At 61.3% G+C, this 26,576-nt stretch carries 25 protein-coding genes; 14 read left to right on the top strand and 11 right to left on the bottom strand.

Annotation, left to right across the window (positions count from 1 at the left end):
* Nucleotides 1–106: 106 nt before the first annotated feature.
* Nucleotides 107–2,980 (bottom strand): GGDEF domain-containing phosphodiesterase, encoded by a 2,874-nt coding sequence (locus tag HX817_RS20610; RefSeq protein WP_008439498.1) that lies wholly within the window; start codon nt 2,978–2,980, stop codon nt 107–109.
* A 279-nt stretch (nt 2,981–3,259) separates the two neighbouring features.
* On the opposite strand from HX817_RS20610, the gene uvrD reads away from it, so the two are divergent.
* The 3 genes from uvrD (at nt 3,260) to HX817_RS20595 (ending at nt 7,054) form a co-directional block, all read left to right on the top strand.
* Complete coding sequence (uvrD, locus tag HX817_RS20605; protein WP_003213452.1) at nt 3,260–5,443, top strand: DNA helicase II; 2,184 nt, start codon at nt 3,260–3,262, stop codon at nt 5,441–5,443.
* Nucleotides 5,444–5,634: 191 nt separating this feature from the next.
* Entirely contained in the window at nt 5,635–6,510 is an 876-nt protein-coding gene (locus tag HX817_RS20600) for a Tim44 domain-containing protein (RefSeq protein ID WP_003213454.1), read from the top strand.
* 136 nt (nt 6,511–6,646) lie between these two features.
* Nucleotides 6,647–7,054: an SMI1/KNR4 family protein gene (locus HX817_RS20595; protein ID WP_003213456.1), complete on the top strand. Its 408-nt coding sequence runs from the start codon at nt 6,647–6,649 to the stop codon at nt 7,052–7,054.
* Between the two features lie 80 nt (nt 7,055–7,134).
* On the opposite strand, the gene HX817_RS20590 is transcribed toward HX817_RS20595, so the two are convergent.
* Nucleotides 7,135–8,898, bottom strand: coding sequence for a cation:proton antiporter (locus HX817_RS20590; RefSeq protein ID WP_003213459.1), 1,764 nt, complete (start codon nt 8,896–8,898; stop codon nt 7,135–7,137).
* Between the two features lie 295 nt (nt 8,899–9,193).
* Here HX817_RS20590 and HX817_RS20585 point away from each other — a divergent pair, with 295 nt between their 5' ends.
* Entirely contained in the window at nt 9,194–9,679 is a 486-nt protein-coding gene (locus tag HX817_RS20585) for an acyl-CoA thioesterase (RefSeq protein WP_003213461.1), read from the top strand.
* A 27-nt stretch (nt 9,680–9,706) separates the two neighbouring features.
* Here the strand turns inward: HX817_RS20585 and HX817_RS20580 are convergent, their stop codons facing one another.
* The gene (locus HX817_RS20580) at nt 9,707–10,753 is read right to left on the bottom strand and encodes a hypothetical protein (RefSeq protein WP_177040995.1); all 1,047 of its coding nucleotides are present in this window, start codon (nt 10,751–10,753) and stop codon (nt 9,707–9,709) included.
* Between the two features lie 81 nt (nt 10,754–10,834).
* Entirely contained in the window at nt 10,835–11,707 is an 873-nt protein-coding gene (gene pdxY, locus HX817_RS20575) for a pyridoxal kinase PdxY (protein ID WP_003213465.1), read from the bottom strand.
* A gap of 117 nt (nt 11,708–11,824) precedes the next feature.
* Between pdxY and HX817_RS20570 the strand changes: the two genes are divergently transcribed.
* A complete protein-coding gene (locus HX817_RS20570) occupies nt 11,825–12,223 on the top strand; it encodes a DUF3301 domain-containing protein (protein WP_003213466.1) in 399 nt (132 codons plus the stop codon).
* Here HX817_RS20570 and HX817_RS20565 read toward each other — a convergent pair.
* The 4 genes from HX817_RS20565 to dksA are packed head-to-tail and all read right to left on the bottom strand — an operon-like array spanning nt 12,217 to nt 15,506.
* The gene (locus HX817_RS20565) at nt 12,217–13,179 is read right to left on the bottom strand and encodes a GTP-binding protein (protein WP_177040993.1); all 963 of its coding nucleotides are present in this window, start codon (nt 13,177–13,179) and stop codon (nt 12,217–12,219) included. The two genes, HX817_RS20570 and HX817_RS20565, sit on opposite strands and share 7 nt — an antisense overlap.
* A gap of 45 nt (nt 13,180–13,224) precedes the next feature.
* On the bottom strand, nt 13,225–13,869 hold the full coding sequence (locus tag HX817_RS20560; RefSeq protein WP_177040991.1) for a DUF1826 domain-containing protein: 645 nt from the start codon (nt 13,867–13,869) through the stop codon (nt 13,225–13,227).
* Complete coding sequence (gene zigA / locus HX817_RS20555) at nt 13,869–15,074, bottom strand: zinc metallochaperone GTPase ZigA (RefSeq protein WP_177020318.1); 1,206 nt, start codon at nt 15,072–15,074, stop codon at nt 13,869–13,871. The genes HX817_RS20560 and zigA overlap by 1 nt, the downstream gene beginning before the upstream one ends.
* 27 nt (nt 15,075–15,101) lie before the next feature.
* A complete protein-coding gene (gene dksA / locus HX817_RS20550; RefSeq protein WP_003213474.1) occupies nt 15,102–15,506 on the bottom strand; it encodes an RNA polymerase-binding protein DksA in 405 nt (134 codons plus the stop codon).
* Nucleotides 15,507–15,633: 127 nt separating this feature from the next.
* On the opposite strand from dksA, the gene HX817_RS20545 reads away from it, so the two are divergent.
* Nucleotides 15,634–16,002 (top strand): hypothetical protein, encoded by a 369-nt coding sequence (locus HX817_RS20545; protein ID WP_003213476.1) that lies wholly within the window; start codon nt 15,634–15,636, stop codon nt 16,000–16,002.
* On the opposite strand, the gene HX817_RS20540 is transcribed toward HX817_RS20545, so the two are convergent.
* The gene (locus HX817_RS20540; protein WP_003213478.1) at nt 15,999–17,222 is read right to left on the bottom strand and encodes an N-acetylmuramoyl-L-alanine amidase; all 1,224 of its coding nucleotides are present in this window, start codon (nt 17,220–17,222) and stop codon (nt 15,999–16,001) included. The two genes, HX817_RS20545 and HX817_RS20540, sit on opposite strands and share 4 nt — an antisense overlap.
* A 128-nt stretch (nt 17,223–17,350) precedes the next feature.
* Here HX817_RS20540 and folE2 point away from each other — a divergent pair, with 128 nt between their 5' ends.
* The 7 genes from folE2 to HX817_RS20505 are packed head-to-tail and all read left to right on the top strand — an operon-like array spanning nt 17,351 to nt 22,993.
* Nucleotides 17,351–18,247, top strand: a complete 897-nt coding sequence (folE2, locus tag HX817_RS20535; protein WP_177040989.1) for a GTP cyclohydrolase FolE2 — start codon at nt 17,351–17,353, stop codon at nt 18,245–18,247.
* Nucleotides 18,244–18,912 (top strand): metal ABC transporter ATP-binding protein, encoded by a 669-nt coding sequence (locus HX817_RS20530; RefSeq protein ID WP_008439505.1) that lies wholly within the window; start codon nt 18,244–18,246, stop codon nt 18,910–18,912. Before folE2 ends, HX817_RS20530 begins: the two co-directional genes overlap by 4 nt.
* Nucleotides 18,912–19,778 (top strand): metal ABC transporter permease, encoded by an 867-nt coding sequence (locus HX817_RS20525; protein WP_003213483.1) that lies wholly within the window; start codon nt 18,912–18,914, stop codon nt 19,776–19,778. The genes HX817_RS20530 and HX817_RS20525 overlap by 1 nt, the downstream gene beginning before the upstream one ends.
* 11 nt (nt 19,779–19,789) lie before the next feature.
* Nucleotides 19,790–20,674 carry a metal ABC transporter substrate-binding protein gene (locus HX817_RS20520; protein ID WP_102604031.1) on the top strand — a complete coding sequence of 295 codons (885 nt, stop codon included), beginning with the start codon at nt 19,790–19,792 and terminating at the stop codon, nt 20,672–20,674.
* Entirely contained in the window at nt 20,671–21,096 is a 426-nt protein-coding gene (gene hisI / locus HX817_RS20515; protein WP_008439510.1) for a phosphoribosyl-AMP cyclohydrolase, read from the top strand. The genes HX817_RS20520 and hisI overlap by 4 nt, the downstream gene beginning before the upstream one ends.
* Nucleotides 21,093–21,653, top strand: a complete 561-nt coding sequence (locus tag HX817_RS20510; protein WP_003213490.1) for a DapH/DapD/GlmU-related protein — start codon at nt 21,093–21,095, stop codon at nt 21,651–21,653. Before hisI ends, HX817_RS20510 begins: the two co-directional genes overlap by 4 nt.
* A 2-nt stretch (nt 21,654–21,655) precedes the next feature.
* Entirely contained in the window at nt 21,656–22,993 is a 1,338-nt protein-coding gene (locus HX817_RS20505) for a dihydroorotase (protein WP_177040987.1), read from the top strand.
* Between the two features lie 142 nt (nt 22,994–23,135).
* On the opposite strand, the gene HX817_RS20500 is transcribed toward HX817_RS20505, so the two are convergent.
* On the bottom strand, nt 23,136–23,657 hold the full coding sequence (locus tag HX817_RS20500; RefSeq protein WP_003213494.1) for a DUF3617 domain-containing protein: 522 nt from the start codon (nt 23,655–23,657) through the stop codon (nt 23,136–23,138).
* 130 nt (nt 23,658–23,787) lie between these two features.
* Between HX817_RS20500 and cls the strand changes: the two genes are divergently transcribed.
* Nucleotides 23,788–25,227 (top strand): cardiolipin synthase, encoded by a 1,440-nt coding sequence (gene cls / locus HX817_RS20495; RefSeq protein ID WP_134327562.1) that lies wholly within the window; start codon nt 23,788–23,790, stop codon nt 25,225–25,227.
* Nucleotides 25,228–25,357: 130 nt separating this feature from the next.
* Here the strand turns inward: cls and cfaB are convergent, their stop codons facing one another.
* Complete coding sequence (gene cfaB, locus HX817_RS20490; RefSeq protein ID WP_177040986.1) at nt 25,358–26,542, bottom strand: C17 cyclopropane fatty acid synthase CfaB; 1,185 nt, start codon at nt 26,540–26,542, stop codon at nt 25,358–25,360.
* Between the last annotated feature and the right edge of the window lie 34 nt (nt 26,543–26,576).

Below are 26,576 nucleotides of genomic sequence, written 5' to 3'. Positions count from 1 at the left end.
CTACAAGAATTACCGATTTGCCCGTTCGATGCATCACTTAATCACGCTGCTGCCCGCTGATTCAGCGGGCAGGCTCGATGTAGCCCCGCGTGCGGCTTGGGCTCAACTATGGAAAATCGGCATTTTTTCGTAACAAATCCGCCAAGCCATCCGCTTCCACCGGCCGACTGATCAAATAGCCCTGCACCTCGTCGCACTGCTCATCCCGCAAAAAGTCCAGCTGCTGCTGATCTTCCACACCCTCGGCCACCACCTTGAGCGACAGCCCGTGGGCCATGGCAATGATGGCGCGGGTGATCGAGGCATCTTCGCGTCCCTGGCCCAGGCCGCGAATGAACGTCTGGTCGATCTTCACGTAGTCCACGGGGATGCGCTTGAGGTAACTGAGGGATGAGTAACCGGTGCCGAAATCATCAATCGCCAGCTTCACCCCCAGGTCGCGCAGTTGCTGGAAGGTCGAGATGATGTGCTCGACGCTGTCGAGCAGCTGGCTTTCGGTCAGTTCCAGCTCCAGGTATTGCGGATCAAGCCCGGTTTCTTCCAGCACCTGGCGCACCAGGCTGATCAGCTTGCCCTGGCGCAGTTGGTGCACCGACAGGTTGACCGACACCCGAATCGGCGCCAGCCCCTGGCGTTGCCATTCACAAGCCTGCCAGCACGCCTGGCGCAACACGAACTCCCCCAGCGGCACGATCAGGCCGGTTTCTTCGGCCAGCCCGATAAAGTCGCCGGGCGGCACCATGCCCCACTGCGGATGTTCCCAACGAATCAATGCTTCGGCCGCATTCAGCTTGCCACTGGCCAGGCACAGTTTGGGTTGGTAGAACACCGTAAGCTGGCGCTCATCAATCGCCTTGCGCAGCTGGTTTTCCAGCTGCAAACGTTCCAGGGTGCTGGCCTGCAGGCTGTCGGTGTAGAACTGGAAGTTATTACCGCCCAGGTGCTTGGCGTGCTGCATGGCCATGTTCGACTGGCTGACCAGCGCGGATATTTCCCGCGCATTGTCGGGCAACAGGCTGACGCCCATTGAGGCACTGACCACCAACTCGTGCCCTTCCACCGTCACCGGCACCCGCAACTTGGCCAGCAACCGCGTGGCCACCCGCGCCAGGCTCGACAGGTTGCCGTAGGCGTCGAACAGCACGGCGAATTCATCGCCAGAGAGCCGCGCTATGGTGTCGGCCTCAGGCAAGGCGTTGATCAAGCGGCGGGCCATTTTCTGCAACAACTGGTCGGCCACTTCATGCCCGAGGCTGTCGTTGAGCAGCTTGAAACGGTCCAGGTTGATATGCAGTAAAGCCAGGCTGCGGCCACCCTGGCGCACCCGCTGATGGGCTTCGCGCAACCGCTCGCGGAACAGCGAGCGGTTGGCCAGCCCGGTCAATTCGTCGTAATGCGTGAGGTAGCGCATGCGCTCCTCGGATTCGCGGCGCGCAGACAGATCGGCGAAGAAGCCCACGATATGGCTGACGTTTCCTCGAATATCCCTCACTACATTCAGTTGTAGCCATTGCGGGTAGAGTTCGCCGTTCTTGCGGGTTTCCACGAGCTCGCCCTGCCAGGTGCCGTGGCTGAGCAACGCCTGGCGGATCACCGGGAAGTGGCGCCGTGCGTCGCGGCTGCTGGGCAGTTCCACGACATTGCGCCCGATCATGTCGTCAATGTCGAAGCCGGTGACGCGGCTGAATGCCTGGTTGACGGCTATCAGCACGTAGTCCGGGTCGAGGATCACAATGCCTTCGCTGGCCGCCTCGAACACCGTCGATGCCAGGCGCTGCTGTTCTTCCAGGACCTTGCCGGCGCTGATGTCGCGGCGGGTGCCGAGCATCCGCGTGACGCGTCCACTGGGCGAGCGCTCCACGGCGCGGCCACGGTCCTGGATCCATACCCAATGGCCATCGCCATGGCGCACCCGGTATTCCACCAGGTAGTCCTCGCTGCGGCCTTTAAGGTGCTCCACCAGCGCGCGCTTGAGCAGCGGCAAGTCGTCCGGGTGCAGGCGTGGCTTGAGGTGGCTGAGCATCGCCGTGACGTATTCCGGCTCCAGGCCGAACAACTCCTTGAGCTGGGTATGGTGGACCTCATCGGTTTGCAGGTTCCAGTCCCACAGCCCCAGTTCGCTGGCCTGCAACGCCATGGCCAGACGCGCCTCGCTTTTGCTCAGGGCCAGGCTCGCCGCGTCCAGTTCCTGACTGCGCTGATCGACGCGTTGCTGCAGGCCGATCTGTGCTTCGCGCAACTCTTGTTCGACCTGGCGCCGCTGCTCCACCTCACGCACCAGTTCCTGGTTCAGTTGCTCGCTGCGTTGCTGCGCTTGCTGCAGATGCTCGATCAACGCCTGGTTCTGGAAGCGCCTGAGCAGCCCGCGCTGGATCAGGCGATTGACCTGCCATGCCACCAGGCTCAGGGATGCCAGCAGAATCAGGCCCAGGCAACCCCAGCCTTGCTGTTGCGGGTCGCCGCTCCAGAATAAATAGAGGATGGCCGGCACCAGGCAGGGCACGGCAAACGACAGGAAAGCCGGCAGACTGACGGCATAGGCCACACTGGCGGACAAGGTCGCCGCGCCGAGCAGGCCGAACACCCAGGCCTGTTGCGCAAAGCTGTCCACCGGTACCAGGGCGATGGCAGCACTGGCCAGCGTCAAGCCGCTGACGGCCGAGCCCAGCATGAACATGCGTCGCCAGATCGGCTGCGCCTGGCGGCTGGGCATGGCGGAATCGAACGCCGCCACCTGAATTACCCGCAAGGCCACCAGCGCCAGCAGCCATACCAGCCAAATGCTGTCCAGCAGATAGCGCTGCGGGCTCCAGAGCAACCAGGCGCAGACCAGTCCATTCACCAGCATTAATAAAGTAGGCAGCAGGGAGCCTTGGTAAAGCAGGCGCGTGCGCTCCACCGCCATCTCCATGGCGTAGTGCTTGCGGATAACCTGCGCCGGCGCCACGGAGGGTCCCGCCAGGTCAATGCTAAGGGTCATAGGCAGTGTTCTTATAATGGTGAGCCCGAAACGTCGACGGAGCATACACAAGCAAACGCTCGGGCCAAACTGCCCCAAGTCATAAAAACAGCGCGACAATCAGGCGCAAACCTTGGAGCCAGACAGCTTGAGTGAGACAGGGCGCGGGCTGTGGGCGATGACCGACCGGTCATCACCGTGAATAGATTGTTGCCTTATCCTGTGTCGACGCAGAAGTTTTCCCGTGACCACCCGGCATTGGGATTTGCCCGACTCCCCCGGGCACCCTAGAATGCGCCGATGCGCGATGATCTCTCTCTTTTGCTGAACTCCCTCAACGATGCCCAACGCCAGGCCGTAGCGGCCCCCGTTGGCCGTCAGTTGGTCCTGGCCGGTGCTGGCTCCGGTAAAACCCGAGTGCTGGTGCACCGTATCGCCTGGTTGATCCAGGTCGAGAACGCCTCACCGCATTCCATCCTGTCGGTGACCTTCACCAACAAGGCCGCTGCCGAGATGCGTCATCGCATCGAGCAGTTGATGGGCATCAGCCCGGCCGGCATGTGGGTGGGCACCTTCCACGGCCTGGCGCACCGCCTGTTGCGGGCGCATTGGCAGGAAGCCGGCCTGAGCCAGACCTTCCAGATTCTCGACAGCGACGACCAGCAACGCCTGGTCAAGCGGGTGATCCGCGAGCTGGGCCTGGATGAACAACGCTGGCCGGTCCGTCAGGCCCAGTGGTTTATCAATGGCCAGAAAGATGAAGGCCTGCGCCCGCAACATATCCAGGCCAGCGGCGACCTGTTCCTGGCCACCATGCGCAGCATTTATGAAGCCTATGAAGTGGCCTGCCAGCGCGCCGGCGTCATCGACTTCTCCGAACTGCTGCTGCGCGCCCTCGACTTGTGGCGCGACAACCCGGGCTTGCTGGCGCACTACCAGAAACGCTTCCGCCACATCCTGGTGGACGAGTTCCAGGATACCAACGCCGTGCAGTACGCCTGGTTGCGCCTGCTGGCCAAGGGCGGCGACAGCCTGATGGTGGTGGGCGACGACGACCAGTCGATCTACGGCTGGCGCGGCGCGAAAATCGAGAACATCTACCAGTACAGCGACGACTTCCCGGACGCCGAAACCATCCGCCTGGAACAGAACTACCGCTCCACCGCCGGGATCCTCAAGGCCGCCAACGCCTTGATCGCCAACAACACCGGGCGCCTGGGCAAAGAGCTGTGGACCGACGGCGGCGAAGGCGAAGCGATCAACCTGTACGCCGCCTTCAACGAACACGATGAAGCGCGCTACGTGGTGGAAACCATCGAAAGCGCCCTGAAAACCGGCCTGGCCCGCAGCGATATCGCGATTCTCTACCGCTCCAACGCCCAATCACGGGTATTGGAAGAGGCCCTGCTGCGCGAGCGCATTCCGTATCGCATCTATGGTGGCCAGCGCTTCTTCGAACGTGCCGAAATCAAGAACGCCATGGCCTACCTGCGCTTGCTGGAAGGTCGCGGCAACGATGCGGCGCTGGAACGGGTGATCAACATTCCGGCCCGTGGCATCGGCGAGAAGACCGTCGAGGCGATTCGCGACCACGCACGCCACAGCGATGTGTCGATGTGGGAAGCGATGCGCCTGCTGATCGCCAACAAGGGCCTGACCGGCCGTGCGGCCGGTGCCTTGAGCGTGTTTGTCGAGCTGATCGAGAACCTGGCCGCCAAGTGCATGGAAATGCCGCTGCACCTGATGACCCAGACCGTGATCGAGCAGTCCGGCCTGATCGCCTACCACGAAGCGGAAAAAGGCGAGAAAGGCCAGGCCCGGGTAGAAAACCTTGAGGAACTGGTCAGCGCCGCCCGCGCGTTCGAAAACACCGAAGAAGACGAAGACCTGACGCCATTGGCGGCATTCCTCGGCCACGCTTCCCTGGAAGCCGGCGACACCCAGGCTGATGAGCATGAAGACAGCATTCAGCTGATGACCTTGCACAGTGCCAAGGGCCTGGAGTTCCCCTACGTGTTCCTGGTGGGCATGGAAGAAGGCCTGTTCCCCCACAAGATGAGCCTGGAAGAACCCGGCCGCCTTGAGGAGGAACGCCGCCTGGCCTACGTGGGCATCACCCGGGCGATGCAGAACCTGGTGATGACCTACGCCGAAACCCGGCGCCTGTACGGCAGCGAGACCTACAACAAGGTGTCGCGCTTCGTACGCGAGGTGCCGAAAGGGCTGATTCAGGAAGTGCGCTTGTCCAACAGCGTCAGCCGACCGTTCGGCGGCGGCCAGCAGCAGAACTCCAGCAGCATGTTCGCTGGTTCGGAAATCCCCGAGACGCCGTTCAGCCTTGGCCAACAGGTCAAGCACGCGATCTTCGGCGAAGGCGTGATCCTCAACTTCGAAGGCGCCGGTGCCCAGGCCAGGGTGCAGGTGAACTTCGCCGAAGGCAGCAAGTGGCTGATGATGGGCTACGCCAAGCTCGAAGCAATCTGAAACAACTGTAGAACATGAAGGATGTTGCCCCACCCTTGTATTTGGCAGCGGTGGGGCCAATATCTGTAATAAGTCCTACAGACGATTCGGTATTGGCCCTACGCAAAAGCCCGAAACACTATGCCGCTAGCCACTGACATCACACCTGTGCAACATGGCGCGCGTGCAATCCACAAATGGGAATTCCCTTTATGAAACGTTTTCTTAGCATCGCCATGGCGTTGTGCATCGGCCTGACGATGAGCCTTGACGCCAACGCCAAGCGCTTCGGTGGCGGCAAATCCATGGGCTCGGCGCCGAGCCACCAGACCAGCCAAATGGCCCCATCCGGCGGCGGCATGGGCGGCGCAGCTGCGACCGCTGGCGCTGCCGGTGCCGCAGGCGCTGCTGCCAAGGCTGGCGGTGCTTCGCGCTGGTTGGGCCCTCTGGCCGGTATCGCGGCCGGCGGCCTGCTCGCCTCCATGTTCATGGGCGGCGGCTTCCAGGGCATGCAGATCTTCGACATCCTGATCATGGCGGTCATCGCCTTCCTGATCTTCCGCTTTATCGCCGCCCGTCGCCGCAAGCAACAGGAGCACATGGCTCCAGCCGGCGCGCCGATGCAGCGTGAAGTGTTCGAGCAAAAGCCTGCTGCCATGGGTTCGATCTTCGGCGGTTCGGCTGCTCCTGCTGCCGCTCGTCCGGTGATCAACGCACCCGCCTGGTTCAACGAAGAGCGCTTCGTCGAAGCGGCCCGCAGCCACTTCCAGTCCCTGCAGCAACACTGGGACGCCAACGAAATGGACAAGATCGCCGAGTTCGTGACCCCGCAACTGCTGGAGTTCCTCAAGCGCGAACGTGCCGACCTGGGCGACGGCTTCCAGTCGACCTACATCGACGACCTGAAAGTGCAGCTTGAAGGTGTGGATGACCGCGCCGACAAGACCATCGCCACCCTGACCTTCAGCGGTGTGTCGAAGACCTCGCGTTTCGACCAGGGCGAAGTGTTCAGCGAAAGCTGGAACATGGAGCGCCCACAAGGCGAAAACCAGCCTTGGCTGGTCGCCGGTATCCGCCAGAACGGCTGATCCCTGCCCGCTTTGAGTACGCAGTAACAAAAACCCCGGACTTGTCCGGGGTTTTCTATTTCACGGTTGCACTTATAGCGAGCTACTGTATAAAACGCCCCTATAAACCGCGCCATCTAGCAAGAGGATCCCGGCCGTGGAAGAAGTTATCGAACAATTGCGTGAAGCCAACGAACCGGTGCCGGTTCCTCTGGAGCTGCCTGACGAAGATCAACTGGTGGAAATCGAGGAACAACTGTTCATCGATATTCCGTTCGTCTTCCGTGAATTTCTGCTGACCGTCAGCGATGTGGTCTACGGCAGCCTGGAGCCGGTGACCGTCACCGACCCACAGTCCCACACCTACCTGCCGGACGTTGCCGCCAACGCCTGGGATGCCGGTGTTGACCGCAGCATGATCCCGATCTGCCAGGACGGCGACGACTACTACTGCGTCGAGGAAGACGGCACCGTGGTGCTGTGGTCCGGCGAAGAAGAACTCGTCACCGAAGAAACCTGGGAATCGGTGTGGCACTGGGCACGGGACGTCTGGCTGGAAAGCTGAGACCCCTGTGTGCCGAGGACGCTTGTTGTGGCGAGCGAGCTTGCTCGCGCTGGGCTGCGAAGCAGCCCTCTGCGACCCACTCAGTGCTCCGGCGTATCCTTATGGTTATCCAGGGTCTCCAGCAAGGCGACCTGCATCCGCGTATGCACGCGGATGAACCAGCGCCAGAGCACGGCGGCCACCGCGGCCGTCACCACGGCGATCAGCACCAGCAACTTGTTGGTCGGCAGGATACTGGCCGACAAGGCTGCCAATAGCAGGAAAATCACCAGCAGCGAAAGAATCGGGATCACTTCGGCGATCACCCGGCGCACGCGCTGAGTGTGGCGCCCGGCCATTTCCGGCTTCACGCTCATCTCCGCCAGCAGCATCGACAGCGCCTTGAGCTTGCGGTACGCCGCAATCAAAAACGGCAGCGACAGCAGCAACGCCCCACCCCAGATCAATGCCTTCTGCCAGCTCGGATCGCTGACCCAGCCTTCCAGGTAGCTGCCAATACGCGCCGCGAAAAAGCTGCCGGCAAAGAAGATCGCCACCACCAGCGCCAGGTTCACCCCCACCTGCAGAATGATCTTGCGGATCATCGACGCCAGCATCGCACCCTCGCCCTGGGGCTGAATGCTGCGCAGCCACTCGCCATACATCCCGAACACCCGGCTCATGCGCTTGGGCATCACTGCGGCAATCTTCAGCGACAGCGGGTCTGCGCCACGGATCAGATAGGGTGTGAGCAGTGTGGTAATCGCAGAAACAGCCACCGCCACCGGATACAGGAAGTCGCTGGTGACCTGCAACGTCATCCCCAGCGCGGCGATGATGAATGAAAATTCGCCAATCTGTGACAGCCCCATCCCCACTCGCAATGAAGTGCGGCCATCGTTACCCGCAATGAACGCCCCCAACCCACAGGACAACATCTTGCCCAGCACCACGGCCACGGTAATCACCGCAATCGGCCAGGCGTATTGCAGGAGGATCTGCGGGTCGATCATCAAGCCAATGGCGACAAAGAAGATCGCGCTGAACATGTCGCGAACCGGTTCGATCAGGCGCTCAATCTTCAGCAATTGCCGGGATTCAGCCATGATCGCGCCGATCAGGAATGCCCCCAGCACCATGCTGTATTCCAGCTTGACCACCAGCAGACAGAAACCGAAACACAGGCCCAGCACGGTGATCAGCAGCATCTCATTGCTTTCGAATTTGGCCACGTATTCCAGCAGGCGTGGCACCAGCAAAATCCCGATCACCAGCGCGACAATCATGAACAGCGAGAGCTTGCCGACGGTGGAGAACACCTCGCCGGAGCTGACCGTGCCGCTGACGGCAATGCTCGACAGCAAGGCGATGATGCCGATGCCGAGGATGTCTTCGACGATCAGCACCCCGAAAATCAGCTGGGCAAAGCGCTGGTTTTTCATCTTCAGGTCATTGAGCGCCTTGACGATGATGGTGGTCGAGGAAATCGCCAGGATCGCGCCCAGGAACAGCGAGTCCATGGTGTTCCAGTCGAACCAGCGGCCGATTTCGTAGCCGATCCAGATCATCAGGATGATTTCGAGGAACGCCGCGATAAAGGCGGTGGCGCCAACCTTGAACAGCTTGCGCAGGCTGAACTCAAGGCCCAGGCAGAACATCAGGAAGATCACCCCAAGCTCGGCCAGGGTCTTGATCGTGTCCTCGTCGTGGATCAGGCCAAACGGTGGGGTGTGCGGGCCGATGATGAAGCCGGCGACGATATACCCCAACACCACCGGCTGCTTGAGCCGATGGAACAGGATCGTCACCACCCCGGCCACCAGCATGATCACGGCCAGGTCCTGGATAAAGCTGATGGCGTGCATGGCGAGAGGCTCCTTGAGGGGTACTGGCGCTTTTCCCATTTCCACGCATGCACCCCGAAAGGTCGCAATGAACGGAAAGAAAAGTCTGCCTTGATCGTAAGAATTGCCTTTGAGACGGGCTTTTGAAGGGTAACACCGCGACTTGCGGCAGAAAGCCGGTGCAATATATGGAAACAGATCGCCCCGGGCGTGACGGCAAGCCGGGGCCCAGCGTCCCGTTATGAATGGCTCTGCAAAGATTCCAGCACCCGCAGAGGTGCCTCCCCACCCAATGCCTACAACCCGTGAGTGTGCTATGGAACCCGGAAACGCCCAGCTGTCGATGACAGTATTGATGACCCCTGACATGGCCAACTTCTCTGGCAATGTGCACGGCGGCACGCTGCTCAAGTACCTCGACGAAGTGGCCTACGCCTGCGCCAGCCGTTATGCCGGGCGCTATGTGGTGACGTTGTCGGTGGACCAGGTGATTTTTCGCGAGCCGATCCATGTCGGCGAGCTGGTGACCTTCCTGGCCTCGGTCAACTACACCGGCAACACGTCGATGGAAGTGGGGATCAAGGTGGTCACCGAGAACATCCGTGAGCGTTCGGTACGCCACACCAATAGCTGCTTCTTCACGATGGTCGCGGTGGATGACCAGCGCAAACCGGCCGCCGTGCCGCCGCTGCAACCGCAGAACAGCGAAGACAAGCGACGGTTTGTGCAGGCTCAACAGCGCCGGCAGATTCGCCAGGAGCTGGAAAAGCGCTATCAGGAAATCAAGGCAGACGGCCCGTAAGAGCCCGCCAGGTTTCTGGATGACCGCTTAGTAACGCGAGCACTTGTCAAAGTGCGCACACACATCAAAGCGCTGGTCCAACTGGGCCATGCGCTCCATATGGTGATTGACCACCTCCATCGTCACGCTCTTTCGGGTATTCACGTAGTACTGCACCATAAACTTGTCGTTCTCCGCTACGCGCGATTTGATCGCACTGTCCGTAGGCTGCATCCATTGCTCCAGGACGGCATCCTCAGTTCCCCGCAGGCGCTGGCGGTACACCTCAGTGTAAAATCCCAGAGCCCGGGCCAGACGACCGGCAGACTCTTGATTCGACAGTTCGTAGTTCTGCCGAAACTGGTTCCAATAGTCCGGCGGCAAGGTATACGAGCCCATCAACGCCTTGCGCTTGCTGATCAACTCATCAAGCTCTTGAGGCGAAGTTTGCATTCGGTCGACTTTATTCTCTGACACGATGGCCGTGATCGACTGCGCACGCTCGTCAAGAATGCGATCAATCAACACCATTCGCTGCGGAGTATCCGGTAACAACTTGCCGAATATCGGACCTTTGCCCTCGCAAGACGGCATGCCGGTCTCGAACAGCGGCTGCGGGATCCGCACGTCCTTGCCGTCCAATCGCGTAAGACGCTGGAGCAGCGTGCTGCATTGGCGGCCCTGCAATTCGAAGGTCACTTCGTACTCTTCACCCGCCTTGGGCGTTAGATTGAACGCTTTGCCACAGACATAGGAGCTGCCGTTGGTGTTGATCATCAACATAGTGTCCTTTCCGGGCGCCAGCTTGATCTCCAGCAGCCCACGAGCCGTGGGCGGTGGCGGCACAAGCATGTCTACCCGCCGCTTGGTGTCCACCAGGAACATGTTGTTGAGAATGCCTGTGGTCTCACCCATGCAGTGCTGTGCGTCATAGACAAAAAGGGTGCTGTTGGTGGTGTTGGAGATGAACCGCAGCTTCGCCGCATCGGGCTCGGCTGCGTCAGGATAGGTACCGTGGACGCTGCAACCACTGAGCAGCGTAACCAGGGCCAATGCGATAAATGCCCGTGGCGAATGGAGCAGGGATAACGACATGATCTTCCTTGATGAACGCAGAGGGCAAAAAGACGGCCGATAGTAACGGACGCCCTTTGCCTCGCTCAATCAGGAATAGTCCTACAGCCCGATTGGGGTTGCCTCGAAGCGAACTCGCGGATGGGCAATCCGGTCCTGGGCGCGCACCAGTTCCAGCTCATAGCTGGCGCACGCCTGGGTTTCCAGCAGTACTTCATGCACCGCTGCAGCAGTGAACTCAAAGGCCGCCACCAGGCTATCCCCCAACAACACCCGCGCCAGGAACAGGCCCGACGTCAGGTCGCCCACGCCCACCGGCTGACGCGGGAATGCCAGCAGTGGCCGACGCAGGTGCCAGCTGCCTTCAGCCGTCACCAACAGCATTTCGAAGCCGTCCGGCAGCTTGCCGGGATAATCCAGGTGCTTGACCAACACCGCTTTCGGCCCGCGGGCCAGTAACGCACGGGCCATCCCCAGGCAATCGAACAGCGACTGCGGCTTGCGCCCGGCAAAGCTGTCCAGCTCCAGCTGGTTGGGGCACAGAAAGTCGGCCATCGCCGCCGCTTCCTCCAGCAGGAAGTCGCTGACCTCCTGGGGCACGATGCAGCCTTTTTCCGGATGCCCCATCACCGGGTCACACAGGTAAAGAGCCTTGGGGTTGATCGCCTTGATCCGCGCCACGCCGGTGAGGATCGCCCGGCCCTGGGCCGCACTGCCCAGGTAGCCCGACAGCACTGCATCACAGTTGCCCAGCTCGCCAATCGCCGCGATGCCTTCCACCAGCGCAGGAATTTGCTGCGGCGCCAACACTTCTCCCGCCCACTGACCATACTGAGTGTGGTTGGAGAACTGCACCGTATTGAGCGGCCACACGTTCACCCCGACCCGTTGCATGGGGAACACGGCGGCGCTGTTTCCGGCGTGGCCGAAGACCACATGAGACTGGATCGCAAGCAGATGGGGCGTACGTTTCATGCAGGGGATTTCCGTAAAGCCGTTGATATTCTGGCTGCGCAGTATGCGACTAAACGCGGCCTGTACGACAGACCGGAGACGCAGTTAAGCTGGCCCTACTTTGTTGGAGTTCATCGAATGCTGACCCTCGGAAATATCTTCGTGCTGATGCTGCTGGCGACCGGTGCCGCCTGGCTGTGGCACAACCACGGCCTGCGCGAGCGGGCGCTGGAACGGGTCAAGCAGCACTGCGCCAAGCTCGACATCGAGCTGCTCGATGGCGCCGTGGCGTTGAAGCGCATCGGTTTTGTGAAAGATGCCAGCGGGCGGCGGCGCCTGGCACGGATCTACAACTTCGAATTCACCGTGACCGGCGAAACGCGGCACCCGGGGACCATCACCCAATTCGGCGCCCACAGTGCACAAATCGAGTTGGCGCCCTACCCGTTCGAGATCAAGACGCCATTGCCCAGCGCCGAGATCATTGAGCTAAGCCAGTGGCGCCAGGAGCATGGCAACAGCAAGACCCGTCACTGACGGCAAGCGGTTAACCCACCCTGTAACTGCGCAACGTCCTGCACTTCGCTGAAGATCAATTCGATACGCGAATCCCGCCGCCATTCGCTGGGCTGCCAGGCCAACGCGGCGTTATCCACAGCGTTGGCCGATACCCAGCCATCCAGGCTGTGGATAACCAGTTTTGCCCGTCGCCAGTCCAACGATTCCAGCCATAGCTGAATGCGCCGCGCGTCGAATCGCTGACTCGGATGCCAGCGCCAGCCAATGCTCCAGCCATCCTCCTGGCCCTGGCTGAGGCAGATCGGCGATGCCGGATCCGTCCAGATGGCCGGCATTTGCCCCAGGCCTTTGGGCAACTCGAAGTTATCCACAGCCGCTGCCGCTTGAGCATTCACACCCGGTAACCGGGCCAAGGGCAGTTGCGCCTGCTGCGTCCAATAGATCGGCCGGCCGGGCAGTTGTCCTTGAATCAACAGGCGCTGCGCATCACTTAAGGCTTCATTCTTGTTCAATACCAACAGCCCGGCGCTGGCTAATGCCTCCCGTTGGGCATTGGGTAAAGGTTTACCCGCCGCCAACGCCTGGGCGTCCAGTACGAGTACGCACGGCTGCACCGCCAGTACCTGCTGCCAGGGTGCTTCCCGCAGCTGCTTGAGCAATTGAGCCGGGTGCCCAAGCCCGGACGGCTCGATAAACAGCCGGTCGGGCCTGGCCTTACGCAACAAACGCCCCAGCCCTACCTGGAACGGCGCCCCGTTGACGCAACACAGGCAGCCACCCGCCACTTCACCGAGGGCAATACCGTCGTCCTCACGGGTGAGCAAAGCGGCATCCAGGCCAATCTGCCCGAATTCATTGATCAACACCGCCCATCGCTCGTTGGCCGGGCGCTGGGCCAGCAGGTGCTTGATCAGGCTGGTCTTGCCGGCGCCCAGGGGCCCGGCAATCACGTGGGTGGGAATGTTCTGCAGCATGGTGGACATCATTCAGACCGTGTAGAGAGGTTCGATCCTACCCGGTTACGCCAACCAATCCAGCGTCAGAATCAACCGTCGTTGATCCGCTTGCAGCGGCGGCGAGCGGTGGATCAGACCAAAGCCTTCGTTGCCGTGCCATTTTTCGCCCTTGAGCAACGCCACTTCGCCGCAGTGGATTTGCTCAATGCGTTCTTCCGGCTCAGCACTCGCCTGGCTCAGGTGTCGCCGCTCCATAACCCCCTCGCGCAACCACTGGCTGCCGATGCCGGCGTAGGTCGTGATCAGCCGCACCGGCACATGATCCACATGAAAACGCGGGCACATGGCCTTGTCCAATAGCCGCAAACGCACGCCGATACGCTTGGCTCCGAGCAAACAGGCAAAGGCGCTGACCAGCCACGACACATCGGCGATAAAGCCTTCGTAGCCTTCAAGGTCACGGCAACCCGATGCAAAGTCCTGCAGGTTTGGCTCGGCGTCTTCGCTGTTCAGTTCAACCACCAACGACTCGGCCAATGGCTCATTGAGTGCCACCAGTAACGCGCCGAACTCGGCGATGTGCAGAGGCAACTGACGCTGCCACACCGCCAGGTTCACGCCGTCCTCAAGGATATCGGTGAGCACGGCCGGGGTTTCGCCGTGGGTCTGGCGTACCACCGGGCGCAGTTTCAGGGTCGGTGCCAGCATCAGGCAGCCTCTTCGAACCAAGGGCCAAAGGGATCGGCCAACAAGCGCCAGCCTTCGACACCCGTGGCCATTTCATCGTCGGTCAGCAAACAAGCGTCCAGCTCGGCGGTCATCTGGGCGAAGTCGATGTTCTGGCCGATAAACACCAGCTCCTGCCGGCAATCGCCGGTGCTCAGTTGCCAGTTTTTCATGATTGCGGCGATGCCTTCCTCGTCCTGGGGCCACTGGGTTTTCGGCACGAAACGCCACCAGCGCCCGGCAAACCCATGGCGCATCAGGCCGCCAGCCTGGGACCAGCTACCGGCGTCCTGGTGTTTGCTGGCCAGCCAGAAAAAGCCCTTGGAGCGCAGCAGTTTTCCATTCACCCAAGGCCGGTCGATAAAGTCGAAAAACCGCTGCGGGTGGAACGGGCGGCGGGCGCGATAGGCGGTGGAGGCGATGCCGTACTCTTCGGTTTCCGGCAGGTGTTCGCCACGCAGTTCCTGCAACCAGCCCGGTGCCTGGGAAGCACGCTCGAAGTCGAAACGGCCGGTGTTGAGGATCTTCGCCAACGGCACTTCGCCCATGACCATCGGGATGATTTCAGCCTGGGAGTTCAAGCGCTCCAGGATCGCCATCAACTCCTCGCGCTCACTGCTGCTGATCAGGTCGATCTTGCTGATGAGGATCACATCCGCAAATTCGATCTGCTCGATCAGCAGGTCGGTGATCGAGCGCTCGTCCTCTTCACCGAGGGTTTCGCCCCGGGACGCCAGGCTTTCGGCAGCCTGGTAGTCGAGCAGGAAGTTCATGCCGTCGACCACGGTGACCATGGTGTCGAGCCGGGCAATGTCCGCCAGGCTCTGGCCGTCTTCGTCGCGAAACGTGAAGGTTTCGGCCACCGGCAACGGCTCGGAGATCCCAGTGGACTCGATCAACAGGTAATCGAACCGACCTTCCTTGGCGAGCTTTCCGACTTCTTCCAGCAAGTCTTCGCGCAAGGTGCAGCAGATGCAGCCGTTGCTCATCTCCACCAGTTTTTCTTCGGAGCGATTGAGGGTGACGTCGCGCTGGACCTCACTGCCATCGATGTTGATTTCGCTCATGTCGTTGACGATCACCGCCACCCGCAGGTTTTCGCGGTTGCGCAGGACGTAGTTGAGCAGCGTGCTTTTGCCGGCGCCGAGGAATCCGGACAGCACAGTAACGGGGAGACGATTGGGCATCAGGTATTCCTCATCAGGGTTGGCCGGTCAAATCGCCCGTTGATGGCGTTCGCGCAGCTCTTCACGTTCTTTGGCTTCGATACACAGGGTGGCCGTGGGGCGCAGCAGCAGGCGCTTGAGGCCGATGGGTTCGCAGGTTTCACGGCACCAGCCGTATTCACCGCGGGCCAGGCGTTCCAGGGCTTCGTCGATCTTGTCCAACAGCTTTTTTTCGCGTTCCAGCAGGCGCAGTTGCCATTGGCGCTGTTCTTCGGCGCTGCCGACATCGGCGGGATCGCTGTTGGGCTCCTGTTCGCGCAGCACCATGAATTCAGCGTCGATACGCGCTTGCAGCTCGTTGCGCTGGGCCAGCAGCAGCTCGCGGAAGAAACCTTGCTGGGCTTCATTCATGTAGTCGGCGCAGGGTTGGGCGAGAAGGTCTTGTTCGGTCATCGGAGGTGGTTCACGGGTCAGGCTGTTTTTTAATGTTATAGTATAACAATGCAAATAAGCCAATCCCCCTTGCTCGTGACGACGAAGGGCGCAATGCTGGCAGCCGAATAACGCCCCGAGAGCCTCTATGAAATACCTGCTGTGTGCTGTGTTGCTGATGCTGGCGAGCCTGGCCAACGCCCAGGTGCCCAGCCTGCTGGCCAACTGCACCCGCAGCGCCAACCTGCTGGCGTGCGTCGACGCCCAGGGCAATGCCTACAGCGTCGCGACGGCAGGCAGCACTACGTATTTGCGGGGCTTTGAAGTGATCGGAAAACGCTATTGGGCACAGACCAGCAGCCGCTACGGGCAACTGACGTTCTTTACCGGGTTGGCTTCCGATGGTGAGGCGTGGGTGGGCTACACGCGGCGAGTGGGCTGGACCACCCTCAACCGGTTTTCCAGTTCCGGTGGTGCCAGCGCCAAGTTCACCTGTAGTCGAATCACCGGCTGTTAGACCTGGCCGGTTTTCTGTTCCTGAACCCAGGCCATGTAGCTGTTCATCGGCGGGTTCTTCTGGAAGTAATTTTTCAACCCTTCAAATAAACCGTCTGCCACCGCCTGTTGATGGCGCGCGGTGACCAGTCGCTGGGCGTCCTGGGTGTTGGAGATAAACCCGGTTTCCACCAGGATCGACGGCACGTCCGGCGACTTGAGCACCGCAAAGCCGGCCTGTTCCACGCGTTTTTGATGCAGCGTGGTGATGCTTTGCAGGCTGCCCAGTACCGAGCTGCCCAGTTGCAGGCTGGAGGCGATGGTGGCGTTCATCGACATGTCGAGAATCACCCCGGCGAGCATCGGGTCCTTGTCCTTGAGATTGAGCAAGGTGGTGGCGCCCAAGAGGTCGGCGCCGTTTTCCCGCTGCGCCATGAACCGTGCGGTGGCGGAGGTGGCGCCGCCTTCAGACAGCGCATAGACAGAGGCGCCGGACGCCGTAAGCCGTGGCGCGGCATCGGCGTGTACCGAGATAAACATGTCGGCCTTGTGCTGACGGGCGATGTCCACACGTTTACGCAGCGGCACGAAGAAGTCGTCGTTGCGCACCAGCTTCACATCGAAGCCCTTCTCGCGCTTCAGACGCTTGGCCAGCAACTGGGCGATGGACAGCACCACGTCTTTTTCGCGCTGGCCCTTTGAGCCAATCGCGCCGGGATCCTTGCCGCCGTGCCCAGGGTCGACCACCACGATGATGTCGCGTTTCGGATGAGCCCTGTCCACCGGCGCCGGCACGGGTGCAGCCAACGCGGCCGGTGCCGCAGCGATTTGCATAGGCGCATGAGTGGCGCTTGTCAGGTCCAGCACGAGGCGGTGGCCCTGGCCATCCTGCGGCGGCAGGAGAAAGCTGTTGAGCTGCATCGGCGCCTTCAAATCCAGCACGATCCGCGTATCGCCCTGCCCGAAATGCCCCGAGCGAATCGAGGTAATGCCGCTGTTGGTCAGGGCCAGTTGGCTGAAATCACCGGTCAGCTTCGCGCCGCTCAAATCGATGATCAACCGCTCCGGCGCGGTCAGGGTGAAGGTCTTGTATTGCACCGGGCCGCTGAGGTCCAGCACCAGCCGCAGCTTGTTGTCCGACCGCCACAGCCGTGCATTGCGGATCTGCGCGGCAGACACGCCCAAGGGCAAGGTGAACACCGCACTGGCCAGCAGCAGGTTGAGGAGTTGACGTCTGTGCATGACTTACACCGCAAATAAAGGAGCTTCCGTACTCGACATGACTGAATAAAAGACAGAACAGAAAAACTTTCGTCGTTTCAATTGTAATAATATAACATGTCTTTTTATTTCCAACGATGGACCTGCTCATGAACGCGCTGACTCTGCCCGATATCGCCGCGCAGGCTTCACGCCAAGCCTTGCCGCTCGATTGGGTGGGCATGTGCGGCATTGCCCTGCCCATTCTGATCGACGGCCAAAGCCTTAGCGCCACGGCTGATGCCGGCGTCAGCCTGGACGACGGCGAGGCCCGTGGCATTCATATGTCACGGCTTTACCTGGCGCTGGAAATGCTTGAACAGCAGCCGCTTTCGCCAGCACTGCTGCGCAGTGTATTGCAACGTTTTCTCGACAGTCATGAAGGTTTATCCACAAATGCCTACCTGCGGATTCATGCAGGTCTGCTGCTGAAACGTCCGGCGCTGGTCAGCCCGTTGGCCGGCTGGAAAAGCTACCCGGTGAGCATCGAGGCGCGCCTGGAAAACCAGATGTTCCACGTGGAACTAAAAATTGACGTTACTTACTCTTCAACCTGCCCTTGCTCCGCTGCCCTCGCCAGGCAATTGATTCAGCAGCAATTTATCGAGGACTTTGCCGGCACACCGCTGCAGCACGAAGACGTACTGACCTGGCTCGGCAGCGCAAACGGCATCGTCGCCACGCCCCACAGCCAGCGCAGCAGCGCGCTGTTGCAGGTCCGGCTTCAGGACGATCAGCCAACACTGCCGCTGACCCAGTTGATCGACGAAACCGAAGCCGCCCTCGGCACTGCCGTGCAAACCGCCGTAAAGCGTGCAGACGAACAAGCCTTCGCCCTGGCCAACGGGCAGAACCTGATGTTCTGCGAAGACGCCGCCCGCCGCCTGAACCTCGCCTTGAAACGCTCGGATGCGGTCAATGCCTTCCACTTGAAAGTGATCCACGCCGAAAGCCTTCACGCGCACGATGCCGTGGCCGAAAGCCGCTGGACGAGACCTTCCAAATGATCACCTGCACCGCTTTGCGCTGGGGCGCCCCCGGCCAACCACTGACCCCCGCCGTGGATTTCACCCTGGAAAAAGGCAGCCTTACCGGCATCATCGGCGCCAACGGCACCGGCAAAAGCAGCCTGTTGAAAGTTATCGCCGGATTGCAGAAGCCACTGGCGGGGAAAGTGACGATCGATGTTCCACGCCGTGGCGGCCTGTCGTTTTTGCCCCAGCAACAGAACCTCGATCGCCAGTTTCCTATCAGCCTCGAAGAGTTGGTGGCCGCCGGTTTTTGGGGCAGCAGGCAAACCCCGCAACAACGTACCGAACGCCTGAGCGCCGTGCTCGAAGACTGGTGCCTCAGCGGCCTGGAGCATCGGCCGTTGATGGCCTTGTCGGGCGGCGAACTGCAACGCGCCCTGCTCGCCCGCATGAGCCTGGCCGAGTCGCCGATATTGCTGCTGGACGAACCCCACGCCGCCCTCGACGAAGACGGCCAGGCGCTGTGCTGGAAACACATCCACGCCTGGCACGACGCAGGTCGCACGGTGGTCGTGGTGTGCCATGACCTCGGCTCCGTACGCCAACACACCCAGCAAGTGGTGCAGATCAAAAGCAGTGGCTGCGTGTTCGGCTCCAGCAAAGAACTGATCCGCCCGCAGCCGCAAATGCAGGTGGCCTGATGCACTTCGCCGCCCACCTGTGGATGCCGTTTCTCGATTTCGTTTTCATGCGCCGCGCGCTCGTCGGCGGTCTGGTATTGGCATGCAGCACGGCGCCGCTTGGGGTGTTCCTGATCCTGCGCCGCATGAGCCTGATCGGTGACGCGGTGTCCCACGGCATCCTGCCCGGCGCCGCCCTGGGCTTCTGGTTTGCCGGCCTGAGTTTGCCCGCGCTGACCATCGGCGGCCTGGGCGCCGGCCTGAGCATGGCCGGCCTCGCCGCCTGGATCACCCGTCGCACCGGGCTGAAGGAAGACGCCAGCCTCGCCGCCATCTACCCGATCTCCCTGGCCAGCGGCGTGCTGATCCTCGGCCTCGCCGGCAAACGCCTGGACCTGCTGCACCTGCTGTTCGGCTCGGCCCTGGCGGTAGACGGCCCGACCCTCACCGGCATGCTGTGGGTCTCGGGCTTCAGCCTGATCGCCATGGTGGTGATCTACAAACCGCTGCTGCTGGACACCCTCGACCCGCTGTTCCTGCAAACCGTCAGCCGCCTCGGCCCGCTGGCCCACGGCCTGTTCCTGACGCTGGTGGTGCTGAACCTGGTGATCGGTTTCCAGGCCATCGGCGCGTTGATGGTGGTCGGCCTGATGATGTTGCCGGCGATTGCTTCACGTTTCTGGAGCCGGCGCCTGCCGGTGTTGATCGCCATATCAGCGGTGCTGGGATGCCTGTCGGTCTGGCTTGGCTTGTTGCTGTCGTTCTACTACTCGCTGCCCAGCGGCCCGGCAATTGTGCTGGTGGCTGGCGGCTGGTACCTGCTGTCCGTGGTCTTCGGTCCGGTGCACGGCTTGCTGCGCCGCCCGCCTTTGCTTACATCCCAATGAGGTGTTTCCCGATGCGCGCTCTACTCGTGCTGTTCAGTGTGTTGCTGCCGCTGTCGTTCGCGACGGCCCAGGCTGCCGACAAGCTTCAGGTGGTTACCAGCTTCAGTATTCTTGACGACATGACCCACCAGGTCGGTGGCGATCATATCCAGATCAGCAACATGGTCGGCCCCGACGCCGACGCCCACACCTACGAACCAACACCGGACGATGCCAAGGCCCTGCTCAAGGCCAAGGTGATCATCAAGAACGGCCTGGGCTTCGAGCCGTGGCTGGATCGCCTGATCACCAGCACCGAGACCAAGGCCACTGTGGTCACTGCGAGTAAAGGCGTGCTCTCCCACACCATGGAAGAGGACGGCGAAACCATCCCCGACCCGCACGCCTGGCACAACCTGGCCAACACCGTTATCTACGTGAACAACATCACCAAGGCGCTGATCGCTGCCGACCCGGCCAACAAGGCCGACTACGAGCACAACAGCCAGGTGTACCTGAAAGAAATCTACCGCCTGCTGGCTGAAGCCAAGGCCAAGTTTGGCGCGCTGCCACCGGGTAACCGTCGCATCGTCACCTCTCATGACGCCTTCGGCTACCTGGGCCAGGCCTACGGTATCGAGTTCCTGTCGCCTCAAGGCCTGTCCACCGAACGTGAACCGTCGGCCGCCGAAGTCGCCACGCTGATCACCCAGATCCGCAAGGACAAGGTCAAGGCCGTGTTCATGGAAAACATCAAGGACTCGCGTCTGCTCCAGCAGATCGCTGATGAGAGCGGCGCGCAGATCGGCGGCACGCTGTACTCGGACGCCCTGGCTGCAGAAGGTCCGGCCAGCACCTTTACCGGCCTGTTCGAATACAACCTCAACACCCTGTGCGCGGCCCTGAGCAAGCCATGAGCCTGAGCATGCTTGACCTGGAGGAGGCTGCCATCGGCAGCCGCTTTCCACTCGATAGCGTGCTCGACGCCCTGCCGTGGAACAGCGATGGACTGATCGCCGCCATCGCCCAGCAACACGGCAGCGGCGAAGTGTTGATGCTGGCCTGGATGAACCGCCAGGCCCTCGACGAAACCCTGGCCACCGGGCACGTCTGCTACTGGTCCCGCTCGCGCCAGCAACTGTGGCGCAAGGGCGAAACCTCCGGCCACTGGCAACTGCTGGTGGAGGCCCGCCTGGATTGCGACGGCGACGCGGTATTGCTGATCGTCGACCAGCAAGGCCCGGCCTGCCACACCGGCCGGCCCACCTGTTTCTACAACGCCATCGACGGCCATCACGTCAACATCATCACCGCGCCTCTCAAGGAACCTGACCCATGATCCGCAAGAACCCTTCCGGCGATCTGCCCGTGATTGCCGAATCGGCCTACGTCGACAAAACTGCAATCATCTGCGGCAAGGTGGTCATCGGCGAAAACGTATTTGTCGGCCCTTACGCGGTGATCCGCGCCGACGAAGTCGACGCCAACGGTGACATGGACCCGATCACCATTGGGGCCAATTCGAATATCCAGGACGGCGTGGTGATCCACTCCAAATCCGGCGCCGCCGTAACCATCGGCGAGTTCACCTCCATCGCCCACCGCTCCATCGTCCACGGGCCCTGCACCGTTGGTGACCGGGTGTTCATCGGCTTCAACAGCGTGCTGTTCAATTGCGTCGTCGGCGATGGCTGCGTGGTGCGGCACAACTCTGTAGTCGACGGCCGCGATTTGCCCGACGCGTTCTACGTGCCCTCCACCACCCGCATCGGCCCCAACACCGACCTGTCCCAGTTCCCGCCGGTGAGTGTCAGCGCTTCGGAGTTTTCCGAAGACGTGGCACGCACCAACGTCGACCTGGTACTGGGTTACAAAGCCCTGCAAAACGAGTTCTGACCATGAGCCGCCTGCTGATCCGCAACGCCCGCCTGGTGAACGAAGGCGAGGAATTCGAGGCTGACCTGCTGGTCGCCAATGGCCGTATCGAGAAGATCGCCGGCAGCATCGACAACGCCAACGCCACCGTGGAAATCGACGCCCAAGGCCAGTGGCTGCTACCGGGAATGATCGACGACCAGGTGCACTTCCGAGAGCCCGGCGCGCCGGACAAAGGCAGCTTCTACAGCGAGTCCCGCGCGGCGGTGGCGGGTGGCATCACCAGTTTCATGGACATGCCCAACACCAACCCGGCGACCCTGAACCTGGATGCCCTGGCCGACAAGAAGCGCCGCGCGGCGCTGCATTCGGTGGCCAACTATGGCTTTCACTTCGGAGTGAGCAACGACAACCTCGACACCGTCGCCGCGCTGGACCCGCGGGAAGTTGCCGGGGTCAAAGTGTTCATGGGTGCGTCTACCGGCAATATGCTGGTGGATGATCCGAAGATCCTCGAGCGTCTGTTCGCCGAGGTGCCGACCATTCTCCTGGCCCACTGCGAGCACACCCCCAGCATCCTGGCCCGCGAGCAAAGGATGCGCGAGCGTTTCGGTGAGCACATTCCTGCCGTAGCACACCCGCTGATCCGCGATGCCGAGGCCTGCTATCGCTCCTCGTCCCTGGCGGTGGAACTGGCCAAGCGGCACGGCACGCGCCTGCATGTGTTGCACATCACCAGCGCCCGAGAGTTGGTGCTGTTCGAAGACAAACCCCTGGCGCAAAAACGCATCACGGCGGAGGTCTGCCTGCATCACCTCTTATTCGATGACCGCGACTACGCCCGCCTCGGCCACCAGATCAAATGCAACCCGGCGATCAAAACACGTGCCGACCGCAACGCCTTGCGCCTGGCATTGTTGAGTGATCGTCTGGATGTAATTGGCAGTGACCATGCGCCGCACACCTGGGCGCAAAAACAGCTGCCCTATCGCGAAGCGCCGTCAGGCTTGCCGCTGGTGCAACACGCCCTGCCGGCGCTGCTGGAGTTGGTCGCCGACGGCCTGCTGCCGCTGACCACGCTGGTGGCGAAAACCAGCCATCGGGTCGCGGACCTGTTTGCGATCCCCGACCGTGGCTACCTGCGCGAAGGCTATTGGGCCGACCTGGTGCTGATCCAACCCGAGCCTCACGGCAAGCCCGTCAGCAGCCAGCCGCTCCTGGCCCGCTGCGGCTGGACGCCGTTTGCCGGGCGCAGCTTCCGGCACAGCGTCAGCACCACGCTTGTGTCCGGCCACCTGGCCTGGCACGACGGGCGCGTGCACGACAGTTGCCAGGGGCTGCCGCTGCATTTTCAGCGCTGAAGAGACTCTGTACCTGGCAATCCAATCAAATGTGGGAGCGGGCTTGCTCGCGAATGCGGTGGGTCAGCCAATACACCTGTGACTGATTCACCGCATTCGCGAGCAAGCCCGCTCCCACATTTTGATCGGGGTATGTCTTAGGTTAGGCGCGGGGTTTGACCGTGCCGCAGTTGCTGCCCAACCACTGCGCGTGGGTGTCCAGGCTGCCCTTCTGCTGTACGCCGGTGGCGTTGAAGGTACCGTTAACCGTAGTGGTGAATTCCTGCTGGCTCTGGAACGTCGCCACGCCAGTGCCCTGGGCTTTCGGGCAACTGAAACGGAATTTCCATTGGTTGCCGGTCTTGTCCGTCACTTCCTGCTTGCAGCCCGATTGCGGATCGGTCAGCGGGATGGAATCGGACGCCACCTGGGCCGGAGTCAGGCACACCTGCACGCCTTTGCCGGCCATGGTGATGCCTTGCTTCTCAAGCATCGCGCGTTGTTCCGGGGTCATCTGTTGCTTGAGCTGACCGAGGATCAGCGACAAGTCCGGCAGGTCCTGGTTATCGACCTTCATGTTGCTGGTGGTCAACTCCCACAAGCCCGGCGCCAACATCTGCGCTTGCGCCGCCACAGGCAGCGTCAAACCAACAACCATGGCCAAACCAAGCAGACGAGCATTCATCGGGTAACTCCTGGGCAATTGTCGGCGTTAGACGCCGCAAAAGCGCCAGTGTTGCACAGCAAATAAAATAGCGACATTCGTGGCCGAACATGGTCTGTTAGGCACTTGTTCGTCAGGAGTACCGTTGTCCATGGATTTCTTTGGCCCGCACCTGCTCGCCTATTTCATTGCCACCCTGCATTTTCTGGGCACCCTCGCCGCCATCCATGCGGTGCTGACCGTCAGGACCGCCCAAGGCTCGATTGCCTGGGCATTGTCGCTGATGTTCATCCCCTACCTGACGCTGATTCCCTACCTGATCTTTGGCCGGAGCACCTTCGACGCCTACATTCAGGCGCGGCGCCAGGCCAACCAGGAAATGCACAAGGCGATCACCGAGCTGAACTGGCGCCCATGGGTTGAAGAGGCATTGGCCGCGCGCAACTCCCAGGCCTACGCTTCGCTGCGGGCCATGCCCAAGCTGGGGCGCATGCCGTGCCTGGCGAATAATCAGGTGCGCTTGCTGATCAATGGCGAGGCTACGTTCAGCGCGATTTTCGAGGCGATTCGCTCGGCAAAGACCGCTGTGCTGTTCCAGTTCTTCATCATTCATGACGACGAACTTGGCCGCCAACTGCACACCTTGCTCAAGGAAAAAGCCGCCGAAGGCGTAGCCATTTTCGTGCTGTACGACCGTATCGGCAGCCATGCCCTGCCCCATCGTTATGTGCAGTCGCTGCGAGACGCCGGGGTGCAGGTCAAGGCCTTCGCCACGCGCAGCGGCTGGCTCAACCGCTTCCAGGTCAACTTCCGCAACCACCGCAAGATCGTGGTGGTGGATGGCATTACCGGGTTCGTCGGTGGGCATAACGTCGGCGATGAGTACCTGGGCAAGAAACCGCCGCTGGCGCCATGGCGTGACACCCATGTGCAAGTCAGCGGCCCGGTGGTGGCGTGCTTGCAGGAATCCTTTGCCGAAGACTGGTTCTGGGCCGCGCGTGAGCTGCCGCCGCTGCTGCTGCCGGATACCTACCCGGACGACGGCGTGCTCTGCCAATTACTGGCCAGCGGCCCGGCGGATCCCTATGAAACCTGCTCGCTGTTTTTCGTCGAGGCCATTCATGCGGCCACCGAACGGGTGTGGATCACCAGCCCGTATTTCATTCCCGATGAGGCGGTATTTGCGGCTTTGAGGTTGGCGGTATTGCGCGGTGTCGACGTGCGTCTGCTGCTGCCGTCACGGCCGGATCACCGCATCGTCTACGCCGCTTCCAGCCTGTATGCGATCGAAGCCGTGCGCGCCGGGGTGCGGGTATTCCGCTATACGCCAGGGTTCCTGCATCAGAAAGTGGTGTTGGTCGACCGTGAAATCAGCGCCATCGGCAGTGCGAACCTGGATAACCGCTCGTTCCGGCTGAATTTCGAAGTGATGTTGCTGACGGTAGATGACACTTTCGCCAGCCAGGTGGAGCACATGCTGCTGGAAGACTTCGCCCTGGCCCATGAAATCAGCCAGGAAGAAAACCGCCAGACCCACCGCCTGCAACAATTGGGCATGCGGATCGCGCGGCTGATTTCTCCAATTTTGTAAGGCTTGCACCGAACCCAATGTGGGAGCGGGCTTGCTCGCGAAAGCGGAGTGTCAGTCACTGAATGTGTTTCTGATCCAACGCCTTCGCGAGCAAGCCCGCTCCCACCTTTTAGATCACCGGTACCATTGCTTACTGGTACAGGTCATCCCGCGTCCACGGCAGCTCATGGCTACCATCGGCATGGGGTTTCACCGCCAGAATCTGATGCAGGTTGATCCAGCACCGGGCAAACGCATACGCACAGCCGGCCAGGTACAGGCGCCAAATGCGCAAGGCTTGTTCCGGCACCATCTTGCCTGCCGCTTCCAGGTTGTCTTCGAGGCGCTCGCTCCAGTGATCCAGCGTGCGCGCGTAATGCAGGCGCAGGCTTTCGACGTCGACGACTTCCAGGCCCACGTCGCTGATCTCGGCGGTCATCATCGACAGATGCGGCAACTCGCCGTTGGGGAACACATAACGCTCGATAAAATCCCCGGCGCCACGGCCCACGGGCCGGCCATCAATGTGCTTGGCGGTAATCCCGTGGTTCATCACCAGGCCGCCCTCACGCACCGCGCCGTAGAGAATCTTGCAATACTCCGCCAGGTTGGCGTGGCCAACGTGTTCAAACATCCCCACGCTCACCACCTTGTCGAACCGGCCATCCTGAGGCAAGTCGCGGTAGTCGAGCAGCGTCAGCTCTACCTGGTCTTCCAGGCCTTCGGCCTTCACCCGCTCCTGGGCCAGCGCCAGCTGTTCCTTGCTCAGGGTGATACCGAACACCTTGACCCCGAATTCCCGCGCGGCATACCGCGCCAGCCCACCCCAACCGCAGCCCACGTCGAGCAAATACTCCCCCGGCTGCAGCCGCAATTTGCGGCACAGGTGGCGGAATTTGTCTTGTTGGGCTTGATCAAGGGATTCGCTGCCGGTTTCGAAATACCCGCAGGAATAGGCCATGTCGCGGTCCAGCCACAGCTGGTAGAACTCGTTGGACAGGTCGTAATGGTAGGAAATAGCCGCTGCGTCGGTGGCCTTGTCGTGGATCGAGCGCACCGGACGACTCCCCTCGTCGTCATCAACCAGGGCATGACTCAACTCGTCAACGACCCTGATCACTTCGGAAATGGAGCCTTCCAGCTCCAGTTTGCCCTCGACGAAAGCTTCGCCCAGTGAGTCGAGCGTCGGATGGCTGAGCTTGGAAACCATCATGGGGTCCTTGACCACAATGGTGACGCTGGGATCCGGGCCCAGGTTGAATTCATGGCCGTCCCAGAGTCGAAGACGCAGCGGTAGCTTGAGATTCTGTAAGGCCGGTGGAAGTTGCGCGAGCATGAGTAGTCCCCCCTTGTTTCAGACGTCTGAAATG

This window comes from Pseudomonas sp. C6002 (assembly GCF_013385805.1).
Taxonomy (GTDB): domain Bacteria; phylum Pseudomonadota; class Gammaproteobacteria; order Pseudomonadales; family Pseudomonadaceae; genus Aquipseudomonas.
Note: the sequence above shows the minus strand (reverse complement) of the source record. Positions and strands in the feature narration are given on the sequence as shown.